Below are 22,680 nucleotides of genomic sequence, written 5' to 3'. Positions count from 1 at the left end.
GTACGGCCGGGAACGGCGCCGCCCCCGCGTCCGGCTGGGACGCGGGGGCGGGCGGTACGGCCGTTCGGGTCACTTCACCGGCTGCGGCTCCGGCTCGCTCTCGGTCTGCGCGTCGCCCGCGGGGGGCTCGTCGTCGACCGGGGTCTTGACCGACTCCAGCAGGAGCTGGGAGACGTCCACGACCTGGACGGACTCCTTGGCCTTGCCCTCGTTCTTCTTGCCGTTGACCGAGTCGGTCAGCATGACGAGGCAGAACGGGCAGGCGGTGGAGACGATGTCGGGGTTGACGGAGAGGGCTTCGTCGACGCGCTCGTTGTTGATGCGCTTGCCGATCCGCTCCTCCATCCACATCCGCGCGCCGCCGGCGCCGCAGCAGAAGCCGCGTTCCTTGTGGCGGTGCATCTCCTCGTTGCGCAGGCCCGGGACGCTGGCGATGATGTCGCGCGGCGGGGTGTAGATCTTGTTGTGCCGGCCCAGGTAGCAGGGGTCGTGGTAGGTGATGATGCCCTCGACCGGGGTCACCGGGATCAGCTTGCCCTCGTCCACCAGGTGCTGGAGCAGCTGGGTGTGGTGGATGACCTCGTAGTCGCCGCCGAGCTGCGGGTACTCGTTGCCGATGGTGTTGAGGCAGTGCGGGCAGGTGGCGACGATCTTCTTCGCCGACTTCGGCTTGGCGGACTCGGGCACGACCTTGCCGTCGTCGTCCAGTTCCTCGCCGAACGCCATGTTCAGCGCCATGACGTTCTCCATGCCGAGCTCCTGGAACAGGGGCTCGTTGCCGAGACGGCGGGCGGAGTCGCCGGTGCACTTCTCGTCGCCGCCCATGATCGCGAACTTGACGCCCGCGATGTGGAGGAGTTCGGCGAACGCCTTGGTGGTCTTCTTGGCGCGGTCCTCGAGGGCGCCGGCGCAGCCGACCCAGTACAGGTACTCGACCTCGGTGAGGTCCTCGATGTCCTGGCCGACGACCGGCACCTCGAAGTCGACTTCCTTGAGCCACTCGAGGCGCTGCTTCTTGGCCAGGCCCCAGGGGTTGCCCTTCTTCTCCAGGTTCTTGAGCATCGTGCCCGCCTCGGACGGGAACGCGGACTCGATCATCACCTGGTAGCGGCGCATGTCGACGATGTGGTCGACGTGCTCGATGTCCACCGGGCACTGCTCGACGCAGGCGCCGCAGGTGGTGCAGGACCACAGGACGTCGGGGTCGATGACGCCGTTCTCCTCGGCGGTGCCGATGAGCGGGCGCTCGGCCTCGGCGAGGGCCGCCGCGGGGACGTCCTTGAGCTGCTCCTCGCTCGCCTTCTCCTCGCCCTCCATGGTCTTGCCGCCGCCGGCCAGCAGGTAGGGGGCCTTGGCGTGGGCGTGGTCCCGCAGGGACATGATGAGGAGCTTGGGGGAGAGCGGCTTGCCGGTGTTCCAGGCGGGGCACTGCGACTGGCAGCGGCCGCACTCGGTGCAGGTGGAGAAGTCCAGCAGGCCCTTCCACGAGAACTGCTCGACCTGGGAGACGCCGAAGACGTCGTCGTCACCGGGGTCGGTGAAGTCGATCGGCTTGCCGCCGGAGGTCATCGGCAGGAGCGCGCCGAGCGAGGTGGCGCCGTCCGCGTTGCGCTTGAACCAGATGTTCGGGAACGCGAGGAAGCGGTGCCAGGCGACGCCCATGTCGGTCTTGAGCGCCACCGTGATCATCCAGATGAACGAGGTGGCGATCTTGAGACCGGCGAAGAAGTAGGTGAGGTTCTGGAGCGTGGAGACGTCCAGGTGCCCGAGCGCCGAGACCACCGGGTACGAGATGAAGAAGGAGGCCTCGTAGGCGTCCACGTGGTGCTGGGCGCCTTCGAGGGCGTGCAGCATGAAGATGCAGACGCCGACGATGAGGATGACGGCCTCGACGAAGTACGCCTGGCCGAAGTTGGAGCCGGCGAAGCGGGACTTGCGGCCCGGCCGGTCCGGCCGGCTCAGCTGGCGGATGACGATCAGCACCAGGATGCCGAGCACCGTCATCGTGCCGATGAACTCGACGAAGACGTTGTAGGGGGCCCATTCGCCGATGACCGGCAGCAGCCAGTCGGCCTGGAACAGCTGGCCGATGGCGTTGACGATCGTCAACAGCAGCGAGAAGAAGCCCACCGCGACGAACCAGTGCGCGACACCGACGACGCCCCAGCGGTTCATCCGGGTGTGGCCGAGGAACTCCTTGGCCACGGTGACGGTGCGCTGGACGGGCTCGTCGGTGCGGGTGCCCGCGGGCACGTTCTGACCGAGCCGCATGAAGGTGTAGATCTGCAGGACGGCGCGGGCGAAAAGGGCCACGCCGACCACGATCAGAACCAGCGACACGATGATCGCGGCGAGTTGCATTTGGGGGCTCCTCGGGCCTGCGAGGGGACTTCGTCAGTGATTACTAAGCGGTAACTTATGCAGTCCGTCTGAGACTACCCCGGATTCTCCGTCGCACTGTAGCGGGGAGCGGAGTGATCTGAGTCGCTGAGGGTTGCCTCAGGGTTGCCTCAGGATCCGGCCGCAATCCGGCCGTGTTATTCGTACCTAATTGGTACATTTATGACTAATTTATATCCCGTGCTCTACGGGATCGCCGCCGCCGCCATCGCCCTGTTCCTCTCCGCCGCCCTCGCCGCGCTGCTGCGCGTGCCCGCCCTGCGCCTCGGACTGCTCGACCGGCGGCAGCGGCAGCGGCGCGTGCCGTTGTTCGGGGGCGCCGCCGTCGTCCTCACCACCTGTCTCGTCGCGGTCGTCGGCGACCGGACGGGCATCGCCCCCCTCGGGGACGGGATCGAGATGCTGATCGCCGCCGCGGGCGCGGTCGGCGTGCTCGGTCTGATCGCCGACGTGTGGCGGCTCAACGTCCGCCTCCTGGTGATCGGCACCGCCGTCGCGGCCGCCTTCGTCGTGCCCTACGGCGACACCGGCCCGCTCTGCGGGATCGCGGCCGTCGGCTGGATCACCTTCGTGGCCCTCGCCTTCCGGGCGCTCGACCACGCCGACGGGGTGGCCGGCACCGTCGGGGTCGTCACGGCCTTCGGGGTGGCCGCCTGCGTCGCCGTCGAGATCATGGACGGGATGGTGGTGCTGCTCAGCGTCTTCGCCGCCGCGCTGACCGGGTTCCTGATGCACAACTGGCCTCCCGCGCGCGTGGCCCTCGGCGCGTGCGGCTCGCTCTTCTCCGGCTTCCTGCTCGCCGCGGCCGCCGTGATCGCCCGCGCGGGACAGGACCCGGTCGTCGGCACGGCCGTGCTGTTCGCGCTCACCGCGGTCGCCGGGGCCGACGTCGTGCTGGTGCTCGTGTCGCGACGGCTGGCCCGACGGCCCGTCCTGCGCGGCGCGCCCGACCACCTCGCCCACCGGCTGCGCCGGCTCGGGCTCACCCCGCAGGGGGTGGCCGTCCTCCTCGGCGTCGCGGCCTTCGGCACGGTCCTCGTGGGGGTCCTGGTGCACGGCGGATGGGTCCAGGCGCGGGCGGTTCTGTGGGTGGCCGGCGGGGTACTCGTCGTCGTGCTCGGGCTGCTGCGGGTGGCGGTGTACGCGCCTGCCCGCGCGCGGGCAGGGCGTCAGGGCGGCGGACGGGACGCGCACGGAGGCCGCCGCGGCGCCCGTGCGCCGCGCGCCCCCCGCGCGCGCGGGGCCTCGCAGGAGGAGCGGGCCGTCCCGCGCTCCGGGCCGCGGACGATGACGCGGTCCGCGCCCGTCTACGCGCCCCGACGTCAACCTGAAGCCGTGCGAGCGTCCCCCGATTCCGCGGTGCGACGGCCCGGCCGATCCGAATCGCCGCAGGTCAACGCCTCCTTGCGTGTAAGGAACGGATAAGAGTTGAGTGCGCCTGACTCAGGTCTGTTGACCGAGCGCCGGGCGTCGTGCACACTTGAGTCCGTTCCACTCAAGTCAGCTGGAGGAAGATCACCATGGCACGTGCGGTCGGCATCGACCTGGGCACAACCAACTCCGTCGTCAGCGTTCTGGAGGGCGGCGAGCCCACCGTCATCACCAACGCCGAGGGTGCCAGGACCACGCCGTCCGTCGTCGCCTTCGCGAAGAACGGCGAAGTCCTCGTGGGCGAGGTCGCCAAGCGGCAGGCGGTCACGAACGTGGACCGCACCATCCGCTCGGTGAAGCGCCACATGGGCACCGACTGGAAGATCGAGCTCGACGGGAAGCCCTTCAACCCGCAGCAGATCTCCGCGTTCATCCTTCAGAAGCTGAAGCGGGACGCCGAGTCCTACCTGGGCGAGAAGGTGACCGACGCGGTCATCACCGTCCCGGCCTACTTCAACGACTCCGAGCGTCAGGCCACCAAGGAGGCCGGCGAGATCGCGGGCCTCAACGTCCTGCGCATCGTCAACGAGCCCACCGCGGCCGCGCTCGCGTACGGCCTCGACAAGGACGACCAGACGATCCTCGTCTTCGACCTCGGCGGCGGCACCTTCGACGTGTCCCTCCTGGAGATCGGTGACGGCGTCGTCGAGGTGAAGGCCACCAACGGCGACAACCACCTCGGCGGCGACGACTGGGACCAGCGCGTCGTCGACTACCTGGTGCAGCAGTTCAAGGCCGGCCACGGCGTGGACCTCGCCAAGGACAAGATGGCGCTTCAGCGTCTGCGCGAGGCCGCCGAGAAGGCGAAGATCGAGCTGTCCTCGTCCACCGAGACCTCGATCAACCTGCCCTACATCACGGCGTCCGCCGAGGGCCCGCTGCACCTGGACGAGAAGCTCACCCGCGCCCAGTTCCAGCAGCTGACGGCCGACCTGCTGGAGCGCTGCAAGACGCCGTTCCACAACGTCATCAAGGACGCCGGCATCAACCTCTCCGAGATCGACCACGTCGTTCTCGTCGGCGGTTCGACCCGTATGCCGGCCGTCGCCGAGCTCGTGCGCGAGCTGACCGGCGGCAAGGACGCCAACAAGGGCGTGAACCCGGACGAGGTCGTCGCCATCGGCGCCTCGCTCCAGGCCGGTGTCCTCAAGGGCGAGGTCAAGGACGTCCTGCTCCTCGACGTCACCCCGCTGTCCCTCGGCATCGAGACCAAGGGCGGCATCATGACCAAGCTGATCGAGCGCAACACCACGATCCCGACGAAGCGTTCGGAGATCTTCACGACGGCCGAGGACAACCAGCCGTCCGTGCAGATCCAGGTCTACCAGGGCGAGCGCGAGATCGCGGCGTACAACAAGAAGCTCGGCATGTTCGAGCTGACCGGCCTTCCGCCGGCCCCGCGCGGCGTCCCGCAGATCGAGGTCTCCTTCGACATCGACGCCAACGGCATCATGCACGTGACCGCGAAGGACCTCGGCACGGGCAAGGAGCAGAAGATGACCGTCACCGGCGGCTCCTCGCTGCCGAAGGACGAGGTCGACCGCATGCGCCAGGAGGCCGAGCAGTACGCGGACGAGGACCACCGCCGCCGCGAGGCCGCCGAGGCCCGCAACCAGGGCGAGCAGCTCGTCTACCAGACGGAGAAGTTCCTCAAGGACAACGAGGACAAGGTCCCCGGCGAGGTCAAGACCGAGGTCGAGGCCGCCGTCGAGGAGCTGAAGGCCGCGCTCAAGGGCGAGGACACCGCCGAGATCCGCACCGCCACCGAGAAGGTCGCCGCCGTCTCGCAGAAGGTCGGCCAGGCGATGTACGCCGACGCCCAGGCCGCCGGCGGTCAGGACGCGGCGGGCGCCGCGGGCGGCGCCGAGGCCCCCAAGGCCGACGACGACGTCGTGGACGCCGAGATCGTGGACGACGAGCGCAAGGACGGTGCCGCGTGACGGAGGAGACCCCGGGCTTCGAGGAGAAGCCCGACGTCCCCTCCGGCGCCACCCCTGAAGACGCCGAGCCGAAGACCGCCCCCTCCGCCTCGGCGGACGGGGCGGCCCCGGCAGGGGACGACGCGAACCAGACGGCCGCTCTGGTGGCCCAGCTGGACCAGGCCCGCAAGGCGCTCGACGAGCGCACCGCGGACCTCCAGCGCCTCCAGGCCGAGTTCCAGAACTACCGCCGCCGGGTCGAGCGCGACCGGATCGCGGTCAAGGAGATCGCCATCGCGAACCTCCTGACCGAACTCCTCCCGGTGCTCGACGACATCGGCCGCGCGCGCGAGCACGGCGAACTCGTCGGCGGCTTCAAGTCGGTCGCCGAGTCGCTGGAGACCGTCGCGGCGAAGATGGGCCTTCAGCAGTTCGGCAAGGAGGGCGAGCCCTTCGACCCGACGATCCACGAGGCCCTGATGCACAGCTACGCGCCCGACGTCACCGAGACGACGTGCGTGGCGATTCTCCAGCCGGGGTATCGAATCGGCGAACGCACCATCCGCCCCGCGCGGGTGGCCGTCGCCGAGCCGCAGCCCGGCGCGCAGCCCGCGAAGGCCGAGTCGGAGGCGGGCGCCGCCACCGCGGAGGCGGCGGACGACAAGGAGAGCGGTGGCCCGGACGAGGGCTGAGCTTGAGACGGCCGGGGAGCCGGCCGTCCTGACGACGCGAGAGGAGGGACGTCGAGGATGAGCACCAAGGACTTCATCGAGAAGGACTTCTACAAGGTCCTCGGCGTCCCCAAGGACGCCACCGAGGCCGAGATCAAGAAGGCTTACCGGAAGCTCGCTCGCGAGTACCACCCGGACGCCAACAAGGGCAACGCCAAGGCGGAGGAGCGCTTCAAGGAGATCTCCGAGGCGAACGACGTCCTCGGCGACCCCAAGAAGCGCAAGGAGTACGACGAGGCACGCGCCCTCTTCGGCAACGGCGGCTTCCGCCCGGGCCCGGGCGCCGGCGGCTCCTTCAACTTCGACCTGGGCGACCTCTTCGGGGGCGGCGCCCAGGGCGGCGGCGCCTCCGGCGGCTTCGGCGGCGGCATCGGGGACGTCTTCGGCGGCCTGTTCAACCGCGGCGGCACGGGCACCACCCGCACCCAGCCGCGGCGCGGCCAGGACATCGACACCGAGGTCACCCTGACCTTCACGGAGGCCATCGAGGGCGCCACGGTCCCGCTGCGGATGTCCTCGCAGTCCCCGTGCAAGGCCTGCTCGGGCACCGGCGACAAGAACGGCACCCCGCGCGTGTGCCCGACCTGCGTCGGCACCGGGCAGGTGGCCCGCGGCTCGGGCGGCGGCTTCTCGCTGACCGACCCGTGCCCCGACTGCAAGGGCCGCGGCCTCATCGCCGAGCACCCCTGCATGGAGTGCAAGGGCAGCGGTCGCGCCAAGTCGTCGCGGACCATGCAGGTCCGCATCCCGGCAGGGGTGACCGACGGCCAGCGCATCCGGCTGCGCGGCAAGGGCGCTCCGGGCGAGCGCGGCGGCCCCTCGGGCGACCTGTACGTCGTCGTCCACGTGGGCGCCCACCCCGTCTTCGGCCGCAAGGACGACAACCTGACGGTGACCGTGCCGGTGACGTTCACCGAGGCGGCCCTGGGCGGCGAGGTCAGGGTCCCGACGCTCGGCGGACCGTCGTTGACGCTGAAGCTGCCGCCCGGCACCCCCAACGGCCGCACCATGCGGGCGCGGGGCAAGGGCGCGGTCCGCAAGGACGGCACACGCGGCGACCTCCTGGTCACCGTCGAGGTGAGTGTTCCGAAGGACCTGTCGGGGAAGGCTCGTGACGCGCTGGAGGCGTATCGCGAGGCGACCGCGGACGAGGATCCGCGGGCGGAGCTGTTCGAGGCCGCGAAGGGAGCATGAGAGTGATGGACGGCCGTCGACGTAACCCGTATGAACTGACCGAGGAGACCCCGGTCTACGTCATCTCGGTGGCGGCCCAGCTCTCCGGCCTGCACCCGCAGACGCTGCGCCAGTACGACCGTCTGGGCCTCGTCTCCCCCGACCGCACCGCCGGCCGGGGCCGACGCTACTCGGCCCGCGACATCGAACTGCTGCGCACCGTCCAGCAGTTGTCGCAGGACGAGGGCATCAACCTGGCCGGCATCAAGCGGATCATCGAGCTGGAGAACCAGGTGGCCGCCCTCCAGGCGCGGGCGGCCGAGCTTCAGGCGGCGCTGGACGGCGCGGCGGCGGCCATGCAGCAACGCGAGGCCGCGGTGCACGCCTCCTACCGGCGGGACCTGGTGCCGTACCAGGAGGTGCAGCAGACCAGCGCGCTGGTGGTCTGGCGGCCCAAGCGGCAGCAGGCGGCCGACTAGACCGCGCAGGCATGGGCGAGGGGCCCGGGGACGACGTCCCCGGGCCCCTCGCCCATGCCTGCCGTGCCTTCGCCCTCCGCCGTGCCCGCCATGTCCGCCCTGCGGGTCAGTCCAGTTGCTCCGTCGATCCGTCCGGGTGGATGAGGAGGCGGATGGCGCCGCCGTAGCGGTTGTCGGTGACGGTCGCCGAGGTGGGGGCGCCGAGCTGCTGGGCGCGCTGCTGGAGGATCGACAGGACGACGTCCTGGATGTCGCCGTAGGGCGGGGCGGTGACCGGGACGCCGTCGACGAGCCCGGCGTTGGGGGAGAAGACGTGCACCTGGGCGTCCGCCGTGGCGGGGGGCGGGGGCGGCGTCGTCGGTTCGGTCATCGGGGGTCTGGGTTCCTTCCGGCTCGGTTCCGGATCATCCGGCTCAGGCGCTCTTCGCCTCGCCCCGCTCGGGAGCGCTCGCGGCGACGGTCACGGCGGCGTCCGCGGTGACGACCGTGGCGCCGACGTCCGTGGCGCCGACGTCCGTGGCGCCGACGTCCGTGACGGTCACGTCCGTGGCGGTCAAGTCCGCGGCGACGTCGGCGGTGCGAGCGTACGTGCCGCGGGTGAGACGCCGCAGACCGCCCGCCTTGACCATCGCGGACAGGACGTTGCTGATCGTCTTCGACGGGTCGCCGTAGACGCCCTGGGGCAGCGCGCGCAGCACGTCGCGGGCGGAGAACGGGCCGGGGAAGGTCGACACGGCCGTCTCCACGGCCGCCCGGATGCTGGGGGTGTTGAGGGCGGTGGCGTGACGGCCGCCGGCGGAGGCGAGGGCCGCCGCCTGGCCCGGGCCGGCGGACGTCCGGCCGCCCGGCGCCGGATGGGGCAGGCACGCGCGGACGCCCTGGAGCGCGGTGCGGATCGGCTCCAGGTGGCTCCCGTCGCCGCCCGGGGACCCGGCCGCGGCGAGCATGGTCGCCACCTTCTCTATGTTGGCCAGGGAGGAGGCCAGTTCGCGCAGCAGCGGCTCCAGGAAGTCGCGGCGCAGGGCCGCCACCGGGTCGCTGGTGGCGAGCTCGACCGAGACCGAGCCGGTCAGGGCGCGCGGGGGCGAGACGCCGGGGGCGGCCTGGGCGGCGTCCTGGGCGCCTTCGGGAGCGGGGGCCAGTGCCTCCACGGCCCTGCGCGCGGCGCGGACGGTCTGCGGCGTCTCCGGCGCGATCTCGCCGCCCGGCACGCTGGCCAGCATCGCGACCAGCTGCTCCAGGCTGTCGAGCGTGGGCAGCGCGGCGCGGGTCAGAGGCGCCAGCAGGGCCTGTCGTACGGCCTGGGCGGGATCCTCGTAGGAGAAGGCGATCCGCTGCCCGGACTCGGCCGCTGCCATGTCCTCGTTCCTGCTTTCCGGGTGTGCGTGGGGGTGAGGGTGGGGATGCGGGTGTCCCGCGGCCGTGGGGCGCCGGCCGTGGCCGTCGGCGTCGCCGAGCGGCCGCTGTGAGCCGCTGTGCTGGTGCAACTGCCTCGGTATGGCGGGCAACTCGCGCTGTCGGCGGGCCAGTTGGTCCTGCCGGGCGTCGAACGCGTCGAGGACGCGCCCCAGCGCGGGCAGACCGCTCCCGGCGGCGTCCGGGACGGCCGGGCCCGCGCTGCGGGAGCGCAGCCGGAGCAGGCGGCGTGACGTTTCGGCGGAGTGGTGGCCGGGGCTCGCGCCGGGGCCGTCCACCGGGTGGTGGGTCGGCAGGTCGCCGTTCGCGTCGCCGACGCCGAGGGCCCGGCGGATCCAGCGGCGGTCCTCGACCGTCGTCGCCGCCGTGTAGCCGTGGGGCTCGGCGTGGGCGACGGCGTCCTGGAGGCACTCCGCCCACAGGGGGCAGGAAGCGCACAGGTCGCGGGCGGTGCGCAGCAGTACGAGGTGCTGGTGGCGCTGCTCGGGCGAGGTGTGCGGAATGTCCGAGGGCGCCTCCAGCAGCGGGTGCTGGAAGACGTCCGGTCGGCGCTGGCAGGGCAGGGCGGCGTCGGGGCCGTGTGCCCCCGCGCCCGCTCCCGCTCCTCGTGCCGGCCCGCGCGCGGGGCGCGCGGGCAGCGCCGTATGGCTGGCCATAGGCATGCGTGTGTTCCCCCGTGGTGATGCGTGATCCGGGGGGACTCTAAAGCGTTCCGTCAAGCAGGTGCAACGCATCTGCAAAGCGTGTGCCGACTTGGCACAGTGACGCGACGAAACGTTCACACGGGCCTCAACTGTCCGCCGGTTCAGTGGCTTTGCCCGGCCGTACCCGGCCGAATGCCCGGCGCGCCCGGCCCGTAACCGCTTTCGCGGTGCCTCCGCGCAGCGCCAACACGGCGAGCACGCCGAGGAAACCGAGCGGTACGCCCGCTTCCGGCAGGAACATTCCGACGCCGGAGGCGATGACGAGGATCACATCCGCGAGCACGACGGTGACCCCCCGTCTGCCGGGGTGGTCCTTCACCATCCACGCCCCGAGCAACGCCATGCCGGCGAGCGCCCAGTAGCCGAAGGCGGCCTGGCCGGTGACGGTCGCGCCCGCGTCGTCGTAGCGGCGGGCCGCGTCGCCGACGGCGGAGAAGTAGCCGGTGAAGGCGACGGCGAGGACGCTCACCCCGAGGGCCAGGAGGAGCTGGGTGCGCCGGCGCATGAGCCACAGTGCGAGACCGAGGAACGACGTGGCGACGACCGCCACGAAACTGGATCCGCTCCGGGAGGCGAGGACGATCACCGTGTAGAGGGCCGCCACGCCGAAGACGACGCGGGGGAGGAGACGGACGGCCCAGGTGTCGTTCTCCTCCTGGCGGAGGAAGCGGCGCATCAGGGGGAGGGCCGGGCCCGGGGACGCGCCCGGCCGGTCGGCGCGGGGCCGCCCGGCGGGGCGGGAGGTCCGGGAGGCGGGCGGGGTGCGGCCCGACGGTGTGCGGCTCATGGGCGCGTCACACTTCCCTTCCGGTGTCACGCGACTGTTCCGGAGCGGGAGGGGCTTGTGGGGCGGCAGCCGGGGCGTCGGTCCTGTCCGCGAGGACCGACTTCGCCTGCGCGTCGACGCCCGGCAGGAAGGCGTGGGCGTGCGCGGCGGCCGCCCCTGCCGCGGGGAAGGCGAGTGGCGTCAGCGGGGCCGGCCCCGTCCTGGCGTCGACCCTGACGCCGGGCAGGTACTGGCCGTGGGTGCTCACGGCGACGGGTGCGGGCGCCGCCGGCGCGTTCGGGGTCCGCTCGCGCAGGCCGGCCGCCCACTCCCGGTCCTCGACGCCGGGGAGCGTCACCTCGTGGTCCGGGCGCAGCACCTTGATCTCCTCGACGAGCCGCTCCACGTCGGCCGCCCGGGCCGGACCGTCCAGGGACGCCACCCGGGCGCACACCTCCAGGACGGCGGCCCGCTGCGCCTCGGGGGTGGGAAGTGCCTTGAGCTCCTCCAGGTCGAGGTGGCCCGCCCTGGTCAGCGGCGTGAACTTGGGGTCCGTCTCGTCGTACGAGAACGTGTGGATCTGCGCGCGCACGGCCTGGGATGCCAGCAGTTCCTGCGTCTCCGGGGCGAGATCCGCGTACTTCTGCGCCGGCGCCGGATACATGAACTCGATGATGCCGAGCTTGCCGTCCTGACGGAGCTGCCGGGACTCGGTCTGGTAGGCCACGGCGCTGGGGTTGAGCTCGGCCATGAAGAACAGGGCCTCGTTCTCCGTCGTCGCGGCGTACTTCTCGGAGAGGGTTCCCCAGGCTTCGTAGGCCAGGGCCCTCCCCTCGTCCTGGGACAGCTTCAGTTCGTTCTGCACCTGCACGTCCCACAAGTGCAGTTCGCCGAGGGCTTTGCCGCCGGGCGTCCCCTCCAGATACCGCAGGGTGTCCTCGACGATCGCGTTCTGTGATTCCGTGTACGCCGCCGCCATGTGCATGCTGTGCAGGGTTTCCCCCGTCGCCAGATTCAGATCGGGGTGATTCTCCAACTGGTAGGACCAGAACGTGGATCGTGTGTCCGGGCTGGGCAGATCGAGATCCTGAGCGGCTGCGAAGTCCCTCAGCCGCACACGGAGTTGTTCTCTGTACTCCTCGGGCGGCAGGCCGCCGATGCCTTCCCGCAGCCGTTTTGCGATGCGCCTGGCCTCCGCCGGTGACAAGGCGGGATCGCCTTCCCGCTGGCGGTCGCGAGCGTCGTCGAGGACCTGGTCCGAGACATGTACCTGAATCACAGGTCCTCCGGCGGATGGCAGACGATGTTGATGCGGGCGCTTCGGAGTTCACCGGGTACGAGGGCTGACCCCAGGCTGACGGCCATGACTGTGATGCGTCCTTCCGGACCGTCTTCTCGCCAGAGGGCCATGCGGTAGGGGTCCATGTCCTCCATACGGAGATCACGGGGCATGAGCCAGTGCCGGTCGTGCGGCGGCTCCGGGAACCGCGAGTCGTCCCAGGCACCGGCGAACGAAGGCTCGCCGAGTACGGGGCGGGCTGCCGCCACATAGGCGGCCCAGGTGTCGGCGGCGTGAGTGAGGACCTCGTCGTTCTCGGACGTGTTCTCCGCCCACATGTTCCAGCTGGTCCAGCTGAGCAGCTTGACCGGTGCCCATCCGGCCTCGCGCACGGGGTAGAGCCCGAAGTCCTGACCTGTCGCACTCCGCACCGTCAGCACCCGCTCCACCGACGTCGGCGTCCAGCCGAACAGCGCGCACCAGTCGTCGAGCGCCTGGCCGGGGTTGGGCGGGCCGGCCCAGACCGCCGGCCAGTCCACGTGCTCCAGGGCCTCGAGCTCCTCGGCCAGCTGCCGGGGGCTGCGGTCGATCCTGAGGGTCGTCATCGTTGGTCGCCTTCCTCGTGTGCCGCACGGCTCCGGATCATCCGCGCCGCTCCTGCCGACGGGATTCCACGTGGTCGGGGTCGTGGCAGGCGAGCACGATCCTCGCATCGGCCGGTACCGGACGGTTTCGTGCGGTGACGCCGCGCGTCATCCTGAGCTCGAACACGGGCGCCCGCGGAACGCGGAACCGCCACACCGAGACGCGGTACGGGTCCTGGTGCTCCGCACGCCAGCGGGCGTCGGGCCACGCTCCCGACCACGGCAGTTCGGGGAACTCCGGCGTCTCCCACGTTCCGTTCCAGGTCGGGTTGCCCAGCAGGCCGCGCAGAGCGGTCAGGGAGTCGGTCCACCGGCCCTCGGCCAGGTCGGTGACGTGGGCGTTCTCGTCCAGGTGCCGGGCCCGGGCCGCCCACACGGTGTGGTCGATCCGGGTCACCGGACCACCCGGCGCCCGCGCGACCAGGTGGAGCCGCCCGCCCACATCCGTGCGGACGCGCAGCCCCGCCTCGGCCCACAGCGGACGCCAGCCGAAGCCGGCGCACCACGCCGCCCGTTCCTGCGCGTCCTGCGGAACCCCCGACCACACCGTGGGCCAGTCCACGCCGATGAGCCGTTCCAGCTCCGCGACCAGCTGGTCGGGGGTGCGGTGGGCGGTCAACGAGGGCATTCAAGGGCTCCCAGGAGGGTGGTGGGCAGAGGTCCGGGGTCAGACGCGGCCACTGGGGCCGCGCGGATCCCTCGGCGACGGGGCGGGCGCCACCGGAGCCTCGACGGGCCGGGGGCGGGGTGCCGGCGCCTTCGGCGCGGGTGCCGGCGTGGGTGCGGGCGTGGGTGCGGGTGCGGACGCCGGGCGGGACTCGGTCGGCGGCGCGGGCTGCGGAGTCGGGTTGCTGCTGGACCCGCTGACGCGGCGGCCGCGGCTGCGGGGCTGCTCCGGAGCAGCGGACGGCCCGCTCTCGCCGTCGCCGAACTCCCGGTCGTGGGTCTTCTGCGCCGTCTGCGCATTCCGGTACGACGCCTGCCGCTGTTCGCGCTTGGACTGGCCCAGCCAGCCCTTCTCCTGCATCTTGGCCCGGCCCTTGCCCTTGAACGCGAGCTTGTCCACCGCCCAGGCGGTCCCGCGTGCCGTGCTGCCCGTCGCACGGGCGGAGGTGCTCGCGACGCGGCCGGTGGTGCGGGCGGTCGTGGCGGCGGTGGACGTGGCGAGGCCGGGCGCGACGGCGGTCACCTTGCCGGCCATGTCGCCGACGCCGAGTGCGTCGTCCGCCCCCTGGACCTGCGGACTGAACTTCCCGGACAGCAGGTTCTTCAGCAGCATGACCACGGCGACGGTCACCAGCAGGAGCATCAGCAGCTGCATGCCGAGCGGGATCTGAAGCGGCAGGATCAGCTGGTAGAAGAGCAGCAGGATCGTGAGGATCACGCCGAACCCGGCCCGCAGGACGAAGCTGTGGACGAAGGTCTGCCACCAGCCCCGCAGCAGCTTCTGCTGGGTCGGGTGGATCGAGATGATCGCGATCAGGGGCAGCAGGATCACCATGATGAGCGTCACCGCGTGCCACAGCAGGGTCAGGGCACTGAGCACGATCACCATCAGGCCGACGATGAGGGACGCCACCAGCGCGTAGACGCCGATGCTGATGCGGTTGGACGGCTTGTCACCGGACCACTGCTCGTAGACGCGGGCGTCCTCGTTCTTGGCGATGTAGTTGCGCAGCTTGCCGTACTGGTTCTCCTTCGCCTTGATGATGTTGCCCTCTTCGCCCTCCTCGACCTCGACGGGCGAGGGGTGCTGGTAGTACTCGATGTTCGTCACCGACTGCACGATGACCTGCTTGACCCGCAGGTCGGTGCAGCGTCGGCCCGTGCCGAAGTCGCACTCCTTGGGGCCCTTGTACTCCATGCGGGCCTTGCCCGGGTCGCCGAACTGCCCGATGGCCCAGGGGCGGAACGCGAGGGTGTCGTACATGGCGCAGCTCGAGATGCGCATGCCGCGCTGCGGTGCGCCGTTGGGGAGGTCGCAGGGCGGCTCGACGCCGTCGATCGCGCCGTCCAGGACCGCCTCGGTCAGCGCGGCGTTGCCTTGCGCGATCCCGGAGTCGGCCGTCTCGACCACCGCCACGTAGTTTCCGTTGACGAGGAACGCCGAGACGGCGATGACGACGAAGGCGGCCCAGCCGACGCCGGACCAGACCTCACGCATGTCGCCCTTGCGCCACTTCCCGAACACCCACAGGCCGGTGAGCAGGATCATGGTGGGCACGGCGAGTTTGAACACGCCGTTGTTCAGGCGGTCGACGACGCTGTCGTCACCCGAGACCGTGCCGTCGTAGAGGGCGGCGAGCGGGCTGGGGTTGGACGAGATCTCCTTGATGCTGATCGCGGCGCGGCTCACGATCTTGCTCATGTCGAAGATGGCCTGAGCGATGCCGTTGAAGATCTCGTTCTGGAGGCTGCACTCGTCGTCGTGTGCGGCCACCCCGCGTTCCTTCTGCTTCGCCTCGTCCTGGCTCTGCTGGGTCGAGGCCCAGTTGAGCCCGCGCATGGCGCTGAGTTCGTACAGCGTGTAACTCGATGCGGCCCCGTCCATCTTCGTGGCCCCGGAGACGAGTTCGCGCTTGCCGTCCCACTGCTTCACCGACGGGAAGATGTTCTCGGCGGCGGGGCCCGGCATGTCGGCCATCTGGTTGGTGCTCTGCTGCGCCCAGTCACAGGTGTCGAAGAGGGCCTGTGCCTGCTGGGGAGCGGAGAACGACAGCGCGATCACCCCGAGCGTCACGAACAGGGCGGCCCGTGCGGCGACGCCGGTGCTGATGACTTTCTCGCGCAGGGAGCGTTTGGTCCGGGGCCGTGCCGGACGGCCGGAGCGCGGCCGGATGCGGGTCAGCATGACAAGCCCTTCGGAGGCATCAGTTGTCGAAGTAGTTCGTGAGGACGCAGCCGTCCACCTGCGCGGGCTCCTGCTTGTAGCCGCTGGGGATGTGGCGCGTCGGATCGCAGGACAGGGCCACGAGTCCGGATGCCTTCAGGTCCTCGGTCGTCTCGGCGCCGCCGGGCGCCACCGCGAAGTCCTTGCCGATCAGGATGGATCCGTAGTTGTCGGCGTGCATGGAGGCCTGGAACTTCTTCATGTCCGACAGGACGAGCAGCGTGCTGGAGTCGTCGTAGTCGTCGCGGCAGACGGCTCGTTCCTTGATGCCCCAGGCGGGCTCGCGGGTCATGTTCTCGTCACCCCAGGCGGGGTCGTGATCCGCCAGCGAGGAGTCGTCGTACTCCTCGCCCGTCTTCAGATCCAGGCAGGACCCGTGCTGGTTGAGGAAGTACGCGATGGACGCCATGTCCGAGGCCTCGGGCAGGCCGCCGCCCTTGGGCGCGCTGCCGCCGGCGCCGGCGCTCGCGCCGGTCCTGCCGTCGCCGTCGCTGTTGCCGCCGGCCTTGGTGTCACCGTCGTCGCACGCCGTCAGCGTCGCCGACAGGAGCAGCAGGGCGCCGATGGTGACTGCTCGCCTGATTCGCATGGTGTTTCCCGCTCTACTCGGGGACGTAATCGGTCAGGGCACAGCCGTCCACGAGGGCCGGCGTCTTCTCGAAGCCGCTCGGCACCGCCAGGTCCGGGTCGCACGCGAGGAACCGCAGGCCGGACCGCTGGAGGCTGCGGATCGTCTCGTCGCCGACCGGGACGACCGCGAAGTCCTCGCCGACCAGGAACCTGTCGCCGCTCGCCTTGGCGGCCGCCTGGAACTTGCGCATGTCGGAGACGGAGAGCAGGGCGATGGGGCGCTCGGATCCGTCCGTGCACACCGCGCGCTCCTGGATGGCCCAGGCGGGGTCGTCGGACTCGTCCGTGCCCCAGGCGTCGCCGTCGTGGCCGTTGTCGTACTCGTCGCCCGTCGCCGGGCTCTGGCACTGGGTGTACCGGCTGAGGTAGTCCGCGATGGCCGCGGTGTCGGACGCCTTGGGCAGTCCGCCGTCGTCGCCGGCCGGGCCGGAAGCGTCCGGCTGACCGGAAGCGTCCGCGGGGGTGGTGCCTGTGGCGGCGGTCGAGGAGGTGGCGGAGTCGCCGCCGTCCTCGCTGCTGCCGCACGCGCCGACCGCCGTCAGGGCGACGAGGGTGAACCCGATGGTGAGTGCTGTGCCGAGTCTCATGTCCGCCTACTGGTCCAGGGGGTCGGGGAGGTGGTTGGTCAGCACGCAGCCGTCCGTCCGCGCATCCTGGACGCGGTAGCCGTCGGGAGCCTTGAAGGCGGGGTCGCCGTTCTCCAGCAGCAGCCCGGCTTCGAGGAGGGACTTGCTGGCCTGGTAGTTCGTGGGATCGACGACGAAGTCGGCGCCGATCATGAACTCGCCGCGCGGCAACTGGCTCTTCCAGCCGTCGTCGCTCGTGGCCGGCTTCCGGTAGTTCTCCTGGAACGCCTTCATGTCGCGTCCGAGCCGGAGCCGGAGCCGCTGTCCGACGAGGTGGTGGACGAGCCGCCGGAGCCCGTGGCCGAGCCCGTGTCCGCGTCGGATCCGCAGGCGGTGAGCGCCGTCAGCAGGGTGACGGCGACGACGCCTGTGGTCAGGGGCTTGTGCAGGGCCGTGGGGATGCGGGCCTCCGGGGGAGAGGTGGGTGCGGGCCGGGTCATACGGCGGCCGTCTCGGGCGCGGGGGCCGGTGCGGACGCGGCGGGGTCCTCCTCCGCCTCCTGAAGGAACGTCCAGTCCCAGACGCTCAGGGGAGGGTTGACGCCCTGGCGGGCCGGGCGGGTGGTGCCGTTGGTGTCCGTGGCGGCGAGGATCTCCTGGAAGACCAGGTCGACGGCGACCGTGCCGACGCGCTTGTCCGCGTCGCGCTGGAGGCAGACGCCGGTGCGCAGCTCCTGGAGCGCGGCGATGACCTTCGGGTCGTTCTCCGGGCGGCCGAGCAGCGGGGCGACCAGGGACGCCTCCTGGGCCGACTTCTGCTTGAAGGCGAAGACCGTGTGGATCTGGTTGGCGCCGCCGCTGCGGGCCTCGGAGTCCTCGATCTGCACGAGGTCGATGGCCTGCTGGGTGATCAGGACCGTCACCGCGAGGTAGGAGCGGCCCTGCTTCAGCGCGCGGCGCATCAGGTCGCGGCCGGACTCGGTGGCCGTGACCACGTACGCCTCGTCGACGAAGAGGGCCTTGGGGCGCAGCCCGATCTCGCCGGTCACCGGGTTCTTCTCGTAGCCGACGTCGAGCATCTGGCTGCCGAGTTCCACGACCGCCATGAGGGCCGTGGCCGCGAGGCGTTCCGCGGGGTTCCAGTTGCGGGGGTCGGAGGCGGCCGGCGACTGGAAGCCGCGCAGGGTGATGACCGTGCGGCGCTTGCGCATGCTGGACAGCGGCTGCGGGTGTTCGGCGAAGGACAGCCGGGCGTAGGGGAGCGTGCGCAGCTCGGTGAGGAGCATCTGCGCGAGCTTGAGGTCCTTCTGCGCCTCGCGGTCGCCGGTGGCGACCGCGTGATCGTACGCCGCGACGACCTCGTCGACGACCTGCCACAACGTCGGGCGGGGGACGGCGAGTTCGGCGTCGCGGGCTGTGTGGCCCTGCTCGACGGCCTGGCGGATCGCGGAGTTGTAGCGGCCGATGACGGTCGCCATGCCCTCGATGACGGGGAGGCGGACGCGCTGGTAGTCCTCGTCGCCGAGGAAGCCGCGGAGCATGGACTCGGCGAGCAGGCGGCCCGCGGGGACGTCGCGGGCGATGACCCACGGGTCCAGGACGCCGGCCTGGCCCTTGAGGAGGTCGACGACCTCCGTCTCGGCCCAGAACTCGGGGTTGACGGGCCGGAAGCGGCTCTGCGGGGTGCCGAGGAGGCCGGCCTCCGCGTCGCCCGCGAAGTCGGGGTCGTTCACCTGGGCGCCGAAGGCCAGGTAGTAGCACATCTGGGCGAAGTCGGTCTTGGGGTCGATGACCAGGCAGCGCACGCCCGACTCGGACTCCTCGTAGAACTTCTGGAGGGCCAGGGAGGACTTGCCGCCGCCGGACGCGCCGACGATCGCGAGGCCGCCGCCGTCGTTGCGGGCCGGGCCCACGTGCAGCGAGTAGTGGACGGGCATCTTGCCCGCCCAGCCGACCAGGTTGCCGACCCAGCCGAGCCGCTTGCCCGAGCGCTGCTCCGGGTTGTCGCCCAGTTCCGTGCCGGCCGTGGGCAGTCCGGCGCCGAGCTGCTCGACCTCCTGGAGGCGGAGGTAGGGGGCGATGGGCAGCTTGGGCGCGTCGCCGGGCAGCTGGGACTGGAGCAGCCGCCACTGCTGGCGGGTGGGACGCAGCAGGGTGACCTTCAGGTCCTGCTTGAACTGCATCTCCAGGACCCGGCGCCGGCGCTCCAGCTCCTTGACGTCGGGGGCCGAGATCGTGAAGCGGATCTGCGCCTCCATGCCCGGCATCTTGTGCTCGTCGATGTCGTCGACGAGCTCCTGGGCGCGGGTGACCTGGGTGGCCAGCTTGGTGTCGGGGCTGCGGCCGGAGTTGGCCATGTCGTTCATCTCGTCGACGAGGTTGCCGCGGATCTTGTCGGCGCGGTCCTTGAACTTCAGGTACGGGATGAGCGTGAACCGCATGTCGATCTCGACGGGGAAGTCCACGTGCTGGGCGGCGTAGCGTGCCCACGCCGTCGACTGGCGGAAGCGGGTCTCGGCCGGCCAGTTGGCGGCGACGAGGGTGGTGGTGTAGCTGGTCTGCTGCTCGCCGGTGACCTCGTCGTACTGGTTGAGCACGATGTGCGTCTTGCGGTTCTCGCCGGAGAAGTCGACGACCAGGTCGAACTGGTTCGGGCCCCAGGCGCGCGAGCCGAGCACCGGCTCCGGCGGGACGGGGAGGTCGCCGTGGAGCGGCTTGCGGATCAGCCAGACGAGCTCCTCGCGGCTGAGCGGGGCGCCCCTGAGGCCTTCGAGGCTCTCGTGGACCTCGACGGCCGTCTGCGTCCACTCGGCGAGGACGTGCGGGGAGAGGTACTCGTCGGCGACGCCGGTCGCGGTGGCGGCGGCCTGGTCGGCGGCCCCGCGGACGCCCCGCAGGAGGCCGGGCTCGTCGTACGGCTCGTCGTCCTGGGCGACGACTCCGCTGCCGCCGCCTGTGCGCCGCAGCGAACCCAGCTTCACCAGCAGGACGTTCCGCTCGCGCTTGGCGCCGATGCGCTCCTGGTACTCGGCCTTGCGCAGGTTGTACGCCTTGTAGTTCTCGGTGGGCTCCCAGGCGACCGCGTTCAGCTCCTCCGCCCAGGTCATCGCCGTGATCGGCTGGTACACCTTGCGGTAGTGGCACTCGACGTTGCGGTCGCCGCGGGCCAGGTTGAGCAGACCGCGGGCCGGGCCCTCGGCCATCGCCTGGAGCTCGCCGGCGTTCAGGTACTCGTCGATGGCGTTGGGCAGGACGATTCCCGTCCACACGGAGTCGCCGTGCACGAAGATCATGTCGTCGGCGTAGCGGTAGGGCAGGCGGAGGTCCTCGCGGCGGGCGGCGGCCGAGGAGCCGGACGGTCGGGAGCGGGCGGAGGAGGACCGGTTCGAGCCGCCCTGGCCGTTCTTCTTGCTCGACGTGGCGGCCATGATCATGGCGACCACGAAGAAGGCGGCCGCCCCGCCCAGAAGGATCAACATGAACATGGAGGAGTCATCCTGCGGTAGTCGACGTGGAGTGGTGACGGGGGCGGTGGGTCAGCGCCTGGCGGCCGCGAAGGCGGTGCCGCGTTCGGCGGCCGTCCGGCGCGCGGCCTCGTAGCGGGCCTGCCAGCGCGGCGAACCGGGCGTGAAGAGGATGACCTGCCAGTGCAGGTGCTCCGGCTCCTGGTCGGCGGCCAGACCCTGGAGGCGCTTGGGCTGGAACCACCAGTCGGTCCACACCACGATCTGCTGGCTCAGCGTGAGCGCCGAGGGCAGCGGCCGGCCCCAGACGAAGTAGACGGCGAACGGCGGCCCGAAGTACAGCACCGACGTCCACATCGACATCCCGAGGAACGGCAGGAACGCCGACACGGTGAACAGGGTGATGAGCCAGACCAGCCCGAAGCCGAAGGCGGCGCCCAGCGCGGGCAGCAGCAGGCCGGGCAGCGGGATGTTGCCCCAGTTCCAGATCCGCTTGGGGCGGTTGACCAGATCGGTGTGGTCGTACGCGACCAGCGGCTCCGGCGCCTCCTGGCTCATGTCCGGTGACTCCCCTTCTCACAACGGCTGCTGACGTGGCGACGGGCGGGGCCCGCGCGCTCGGTCAGCTGCCGCCGCCGATCTGGCTGCCGAGTCCGATCAGCACGCCGGCGAGGCCGCTGGCGCCGCCGATGATCAGCGCGGCGAGCGCGATCATGCCGAAGCCCTGGAACGCCTCGCGCATGCCGTCGCCGCGCTTCATCGACAGGAGCATGCGGATGCCCAGGATGAGGAGGGCGATCACGGCGACCATGGTGCCCGCGTTGCGCAGGATGTCCTCGATCTGCCCGAACATCTCGTTCAGGGTCGTCCCGTCGGCCAGGTACATGGTGGTTCCTCTCGGGTGGTGGAGCGTGGCGAGTGAGGTGGGGCGGGGGCGGTGACCCGGCGCGGTCAGGGCTTCGCGGGAGGCGCGCTCTTCGACGGCTTGGGAGCCGTCGGGGCGGAGGCCGCGGGCGAGGGCGGCGTGGAGGCCGCGGACGACGGGGAGGCGGATGCGGTCGCCGGCGCGCTGTCGCTCTCGTCGTCGGCCCGGCCGCCCTCCGCGTCGAGCACTCCGCCCCGGATGTCCTTGACGAACCAGCCCTGGGCCGTGTTCACGATCGTCATCCGGTAGGCGCGGCTGACGGCGACCCCCTTGGCGTCGCTCCAGTCGACGACCACGCGCACCTGGACGGGCTGGCCGACGGCGTAGGCGTACGGCTTGGAGTCCTGGGCGCTCGCCGGGACCAGCGCGACGACGGCGCCGACCTGCGGGCCCGTCAGCCGGCCGGCCAGGCCGGTGGTGGCCGTCAGGGTGGCGTCCGGGGTGAGGAAGCGGGCCATGGCCGTGGCGTCGGAGGCGGCCCAGGCGGTGAAGTACCCCGGCAGGACCTCCTTCTGGAGCTTCGTGGACAGCGTGTCGTCCACGACCTCGTCGCCCTGGTCGACCTCGGGCACGTCGGCGGCGGCGGGCATCGGCATCTGGCCCACGTCGCCGGCGACGCGCATGCCGTCGCCGGTCCTGAGGTCCTTCACGTAGACGGGGACGGTGAGCGTGGTGAGCGTGCCGTCGTCGGCGCGGACCTGCACTCCGATGTAGCGGCCGTGGTCGCCGAACTCGGCGAGCTTCTCGGCGGTGCCGTCCCAGGCGACGGAGACGGCCTTGCCGGTGCCCTCGCCGTTCCAGCCGCACTCCGGGTCGACGCCGGAGGAGGCGTAGCGGGCCAGCTCGGCGCGACGGGCGGACGAGGTGTCCGGGGAGAACGTCATGCACAGCTGTGCGTACTGCTCCGCGAAGGCCGCGGCCTGTTCGGTGGGGAACTCGGTGAGGCGGTACCGGGTGGCGTCGGCCTCGTCCAGCCCCGGGGTCGTCCTGGCGGACGACTTTCCGACCACGAGTCCCATGACCCCGCACGAGCCCAGCGCGAGGACGCAGGTGGTGATGAGCAGGGTGGCGCGCAGCGCGACATGCGTACGGCGTCCGCCGCCGGGGATGCGGCCGCCCGGCTTGGGGACGTCGAAGCCGCGCGCGGGGGCGGTGTGTCCGCTGCCGGCGGGCGGTACGGCCGTCCGGGAGTCCGGCGCGCCGGACGGGGTCCCGGGCGCGGGCGACATGCCGCCGGGAGTGGACGCGGCGGCCGGGGCGGGGG

At 71.4% G+C, this 22,680-nt stretch carries 21 protein-coding genes; 5 read left to right on the top strand and 16 right to left on the bottom strand.

Features of this window, described 5'->3' with window-relative positions:
* Nucleotides 1–69: 69 nt before the first annotated feature.
* Nucleotides 70–2,361 carry a (Fe-S)-binding protein gene (locus KMS84_RS29990; protein ID WP_256919617.1) on the bottom strand — a complete coding sequence of 764 codons (2,292 nt, stop codon included), beginning with the start codon at nucleotides 2,359–2,361 and terminating at the stop codon, nucleotides 70–72.
* Between the two features lie 219 nt (nucleotides 2,362–2,580).
* Between KMS84_RS29990 and KMS84_RS29985 the strand changes: the two genes are divergently transcribed.
* The 5 genes from KMS84_RS29985 to KMS84_RS29965 all read left to right on the top strand — a co-directional run bounded on the left by KMS84_RS29985 (nucleotide 2,581) and on the right by KMS84_RS29965 (nucleotide 8,133).
* Entirely contained in the window at nucleotides 2,581–3,825 is a 1,245-nt protein-coding gene (locus tag KMS84_RS29985; protein ID WP_256919616.1) for an MraY family glycosyltransferase, read from the top strand.
* Between the two features lie 95 nt (nucleotides 3,826–3,920).
* Nucleotides 3,921–5,771 carry a molecular chaperone DnaK gene (dnaK, locus tag KMS84_RS29980; protein ID WP_256919615.1) on the top strand — a complete coding sequence of 617 codons (1,851 nt, stop codon included), beginning with the start codon at nucleotides 3,921–3,923 and terminating at the stop codon, nucleotides 5,769–5,771.
* Nucleotides 5,768–6,442, top strand: a complete 675-nt coding sequence (gene grpE, locus KMS84_RS29975) for a nucleotide exchange factor GrpE (protein ID WP_256919614.1) — start codon at nucleotides 5,768–5,770, stop codon at nucleotides 6,440–6,442. The genes dnaK and grpE overlap by 4 nt, the downstream gene beginning before the upstream one ends.
* Before the next feature lie 57 nt (nucleotides 6,443–6,499).
* Entirely contained in the window at nucleotides 6,500–7,675 is a 1,176-nt protein-coding gene (gene dnaJ / locus KMS84_RS29970; RefSeq protein WP_256919613.1) for a molecular chaperone DnaJ, read from the top strand.
* Nucleotides 7,676–7,680: 5 nt separating this feature from the next.
* A complete protein-coding gene (locus KMS84_RS29965) occupies nucleotides 7,681–8,133 on the top strand; it encodes a heat shock protein transcriptional repressor HspR (protein WP_256919612.1) in 453 nt (150 codons plus the stop codon).
* A gap of 106 nt (nucleotides 8,134–8,239) precedes the next feature.
* Here KMS84_RS29965 and KMS84_RS29960 read toward each other — a convergent pair whose 3' ends face one another.
* The 15 genes from KMS84_RS29960 to KMS84_RS29890 form a co-directional block, all read right to left on the bottom strand.
* Nucleotides 8,240–8,503, bottom strand: coding sequence for a hypothetical protein (locus KMS84_RS29960; RefSeq protein ID WP_256919611.1), 264 nt, complete (start codon nucleotides 8,501–8,503; stop codon nucleotides 8,240–8,242).
* Between the two features lie 43 nt (nucleotides 8,504–8,546).
* The gene (locus KMS84_RS29955; RefSeq protein ID WP_256919610.1) at nucleotides 8,547–10,211 is read right to left on the bottom strand and encodes a WhiB family transcriptional regulator; all 1,665 of its coding nucleotides are present in this window, start codon (nucleotides 10,209–10,211) and stop codon (nucleotides 8,547–8,549) included.
* A gap of 127 nt (nucleotides 10,212–10,338) precedes the next feature.
* Nucleotides 10,339–11,040, bottom strand: a complete 702-nt coding sequence (locus KMS84_RS29950; protein WP_256919609.1) for a hypothetical protein — start codon at nucleotides 11,038–11,040, stop codon at nucleotides 10,339–10,341.
* Nucleotides 11,041–11,047: 7 nt separating this feature from the next.
* On the bottom strand, nucleotides 11,048–12,298 hold the full coding sequence (locus tag KMS84_RS29945; protein ID WP_256919608.1) for a hypothetical protein: 1,251 nt from the start codon (nucleotides 12,296–12,298) through the stop codon (nucleotides 11,048–11,050).
* Nucleotides 12,295–12,903, bottom strand: coding sequence for a hypothetical protein (locus KMS84_RS29940; protein WP_256919607.1), 609 nt, complete (start codon nucleotides 12,901–12,903; stop codon nucleotides 12,295–12,297). The genes KMS84_RS29945 and KMS84_RS29940 overlap by 4 nt, the downstream gene beginning before the upstream one ends.
* 37 nt (nucleotides 12,904–12,940) lie before the next feature.
* Nucleotides 12,941–13,570, bottom strand: coding sequence for a hypothetical protein (locus tag KMS84_RS29935; protein ID WP_256919606.1), 630 nt, complete (start codon nucleotides 13,568–13,570; stop codon nucleotides 12,941–12,943).
* A gap of 39 nt (nucleotides 13,571–13,609) precedes the next feature.
* Nucleotides 13,610–15,793: a hypothetical protein gene (locus tag KMS84_RS29930; RefSeq protein ID WP_256919605.1), complete on the bottom strand. Its 2,184-nt coding sequence runs from the start codon at nucleotides 15,791–15,793 to the stop codon at nucleotides 13,610–13,612.
* A gap of 19 nt (nucleotides 15,794–15,812) precedes the next feature.
* Nucleotides 15,813–16,421 carry a hypothetical protein gene (locus KMS84_RS29925; protein WP_256919604.1) on the bottom strand — a complete coding sequence of 203 codons (609 nt, stop codon included), beginning with the start codon at nucleotides 16,419–16,421 and terminating at the stop codon, nucleotides 15,813–15,815.
* A gap of 13 nt (nucleotides 16,422–16,434) precedes the next feature.
* Nucleotides 16,435–17,049 (bottom strand): hypothetical protein, encoded by a 615-nt coding sequence (locus KMS84_RS29920; protein ID WP_256919603.1) that lies wholly within the window; start codon nucleotides 17,047–17,049, stop codon nucleotides 16,435–16,437.
* A 6-nt stretch (nucleotides 17,050–17,055) separates the two neighbouring features.
* Nucleotides 17,056–17,322, bottom strand: coding sequence for a hypothetical protein (locus KMS84_RS29915; RefSeq protein WP_256919602.1), 267 nt, complete (start codon nucleotides 17,320–17,322; stop codon nucleotides 17,056–17,058).
* On the bottom strand, nucleotides 17,319–17,528 hold the full coding sequence (locus KMS84_RS29910) for a hypothetical protein (RefSeq protein ID WP_256919601.1): 210 nt from the start codon (nucleotides 17,526–17,528) through the stop codon (nucleotides 17,319–17,321). Before KMS84_RS29910 ends, KMS84_RS29915 begins: the two co-directional genes overlap by 4 nt.
* Nucleotides 17,525–20,512: an ATP-binding protein gene (locus KMS84_RS29905; protein WP_256919600.1), complete on the bottom strand. Its 2,988-nt coding sequence runs from the start codon at nucleotides 20,510–20,512 to the stop codon at nucleotides 17,525–17,527. Before KMS84_RS29905 ends, KMS84_RS29910 begins: the two co-directional genes overlap by 4 nt.
* A gap of 51 nt (nucleotides 20,513–20,563) precedes the next feature.
* Nucleotides 20,564–21,049 carry a hypothetical protein gene (locus KMS84_RS29900; RefSeq protein ID WP_256919599.1) on the bottom strand — a complete coding sequence of 162 codons (486 nt, stop codon included), beginning with the start codon at nucleotides 21,047–21,049 and terminating at the stop codon, nucleotides 20,564–20,566.
* A 64-nt stretch (nucleotides 21,050–21,113) separates the two neighbouring features.
* Nucleotides 21,114–21,377 carry a TrbC/VirB2 family protein gene (locus KMS84_RS29895; protein WP_256919598.1) on the bottom strand — a complete coding sequence of 88 codons (264 nt, stop codon included), beginning with the start codon at nucleotides 21,375–21,377 and terminating at the stop codon, nucleotides 21,114–21,116.
* A gap of 65 nt (nucleotides 21,378–21,442) precedes the next feature.
* Nucleotides 21,443–22,680 (bottom strand): conjugal transfer protein (locus KMS84_RS29890; protein ID WP_256919597.1); only part of this gene is annotated, 1,238 nt, incomplete at its 5' end.

It is taken from the genome of Streptomyces hilarionis (genome assembly GCF_024539675.1).
In the GTDB taxonomy this organism is placed as follows: domain Bacteria; phylum Actinomycetota; class Actinomycetes; order Streptomycetales; family Streptomycetaceae; genus Streptomyces; species Streptomyces hilarionis.
The sequence above is the reverse complement of the archived record's forward strand: the minus strand, read 5'-3'. Positions and strand labels throughout refer to the sequence as shown.

Bases quoted from the DNA above. Each gene is read 5' to 3' on its own strand.
- KMS84_RS29990 (WP_256919617.1), bottom strand. From the start codon at position 2,361: ATGCAACTCGCCGCGATCATCGTGTCGCTGGTTCTGATCGTGGTCGGC.
- dnaK (WP_256919615.1), top strand. From the start codon at position 3,921: ATGGCACGTGCGGTCGGCATCGACCTGGGCACAACCAACTCCGTCGTC.
- dnaJ (WP_256919613.1), top strand. From the start codon at position 6,500: ATGAGCACCAAGGACTTCATCGAGAAGGACTTCTACAAGGTCCTCGGC.
- KMS84_RS29965 (WP_256919612.1), top strand. From the start codon at position 7,681: ATGGACGGCCGTCGACGTAACCCGTATGAACTGACCGAGGAGACCCCG.
- KMS84_RS29960 (WP_256919611.1), bottom strand. From the start codon at position 8,503: ATGACCGAACCGACGACGCCGCCCCCGCCCCCCGCCACGGCGGACGCC.
- KMS84_RS29955 (WP_256919610.1), bottom strand. From the start codon at position 10,211: ATGCCTATGGCCAGCCATACGGCGCTGCCCGCGCGCCCCGCGCGCGGG.
- KMS84_RS29950 (WP_256919609.1), bottom strand. From the start codon at position 11,040: ATGAGCCGCACACCGTCGGGCCGCACCCCGCCCGCCTCCCGGACCTCC.
- KMS84_RS29940 (WP_256919607.1), bottom strand. From the start codon at position 12,903: ATGACGACCCTCAGGATCGACCGCAGCCCCCGGCAGCTGGCCGAGGAG.
- KMS84_RS29935 (WP_256919606.1), bottom strand. From the start codon at position 13,570: ATGCCCTCGTTGACCGCCCACCGCACCCCCGACCAGCTGGTCGCGGAG.
- KMS84_RS29930 (WP_256919605.1), bottom strand. From the start codon at position 15,793: ATGCTGACCCGCATCCGGCCGCGCTCCGGCCGTCCGGCACGGCCCCGG.
- KMS84_RS29925 (WP_256919604.1), bottom strand. From the start codon at position 16,421: ATGCGAATCAGGCGAGCAGTCACCATCGGCGCCCTGCTGCTCCTGTCG.
- KMS84_RS29920 (WP_256919603.1), bottom strand. From the start codon at position 17,049: ATGAGACTCGGCACAGCACTCACCATCGGGTTCACCCTCGTCGCCCTG.
- KMS84_RS29915 (WP_256919602.1), bottom strand. From the start codon at position 17,322: ATGAAGGCGTTCCAGGAGAACTACCGGAAGCCGGCCACGAGCGACGAC.
- KMS84_RS29910 (WP_256919601.1), bottom strand. From the start codon at position 17,528: ATGACCCGGCCCGCACCCACCTCTCCCCCGGAGGCCCGCATCCCCACG.
- KMS84_RS29905 (WP_256919600.1), bottom strand. From the start codon at position 20,512: ATGTTCATGTTGATCCTTCTGGGCGGGGCGGCCGCCTTCTTCGTGGTC.
- KMS84_RS29900 (WP_256919599.1), bottom strand. From the start codon at position 21,049: ATGAGCCAGGAGGCGCCGGAGCCGCTGGTCGCGTACGACCACACCGAT.
- KMS84_RS29895 (WP_256919598.1), bottom strand. From the start codon at position 21,377: ATGTACCTGGCCGACGGGACGACCCTGAACGAGATGTTCGGGCAGATC.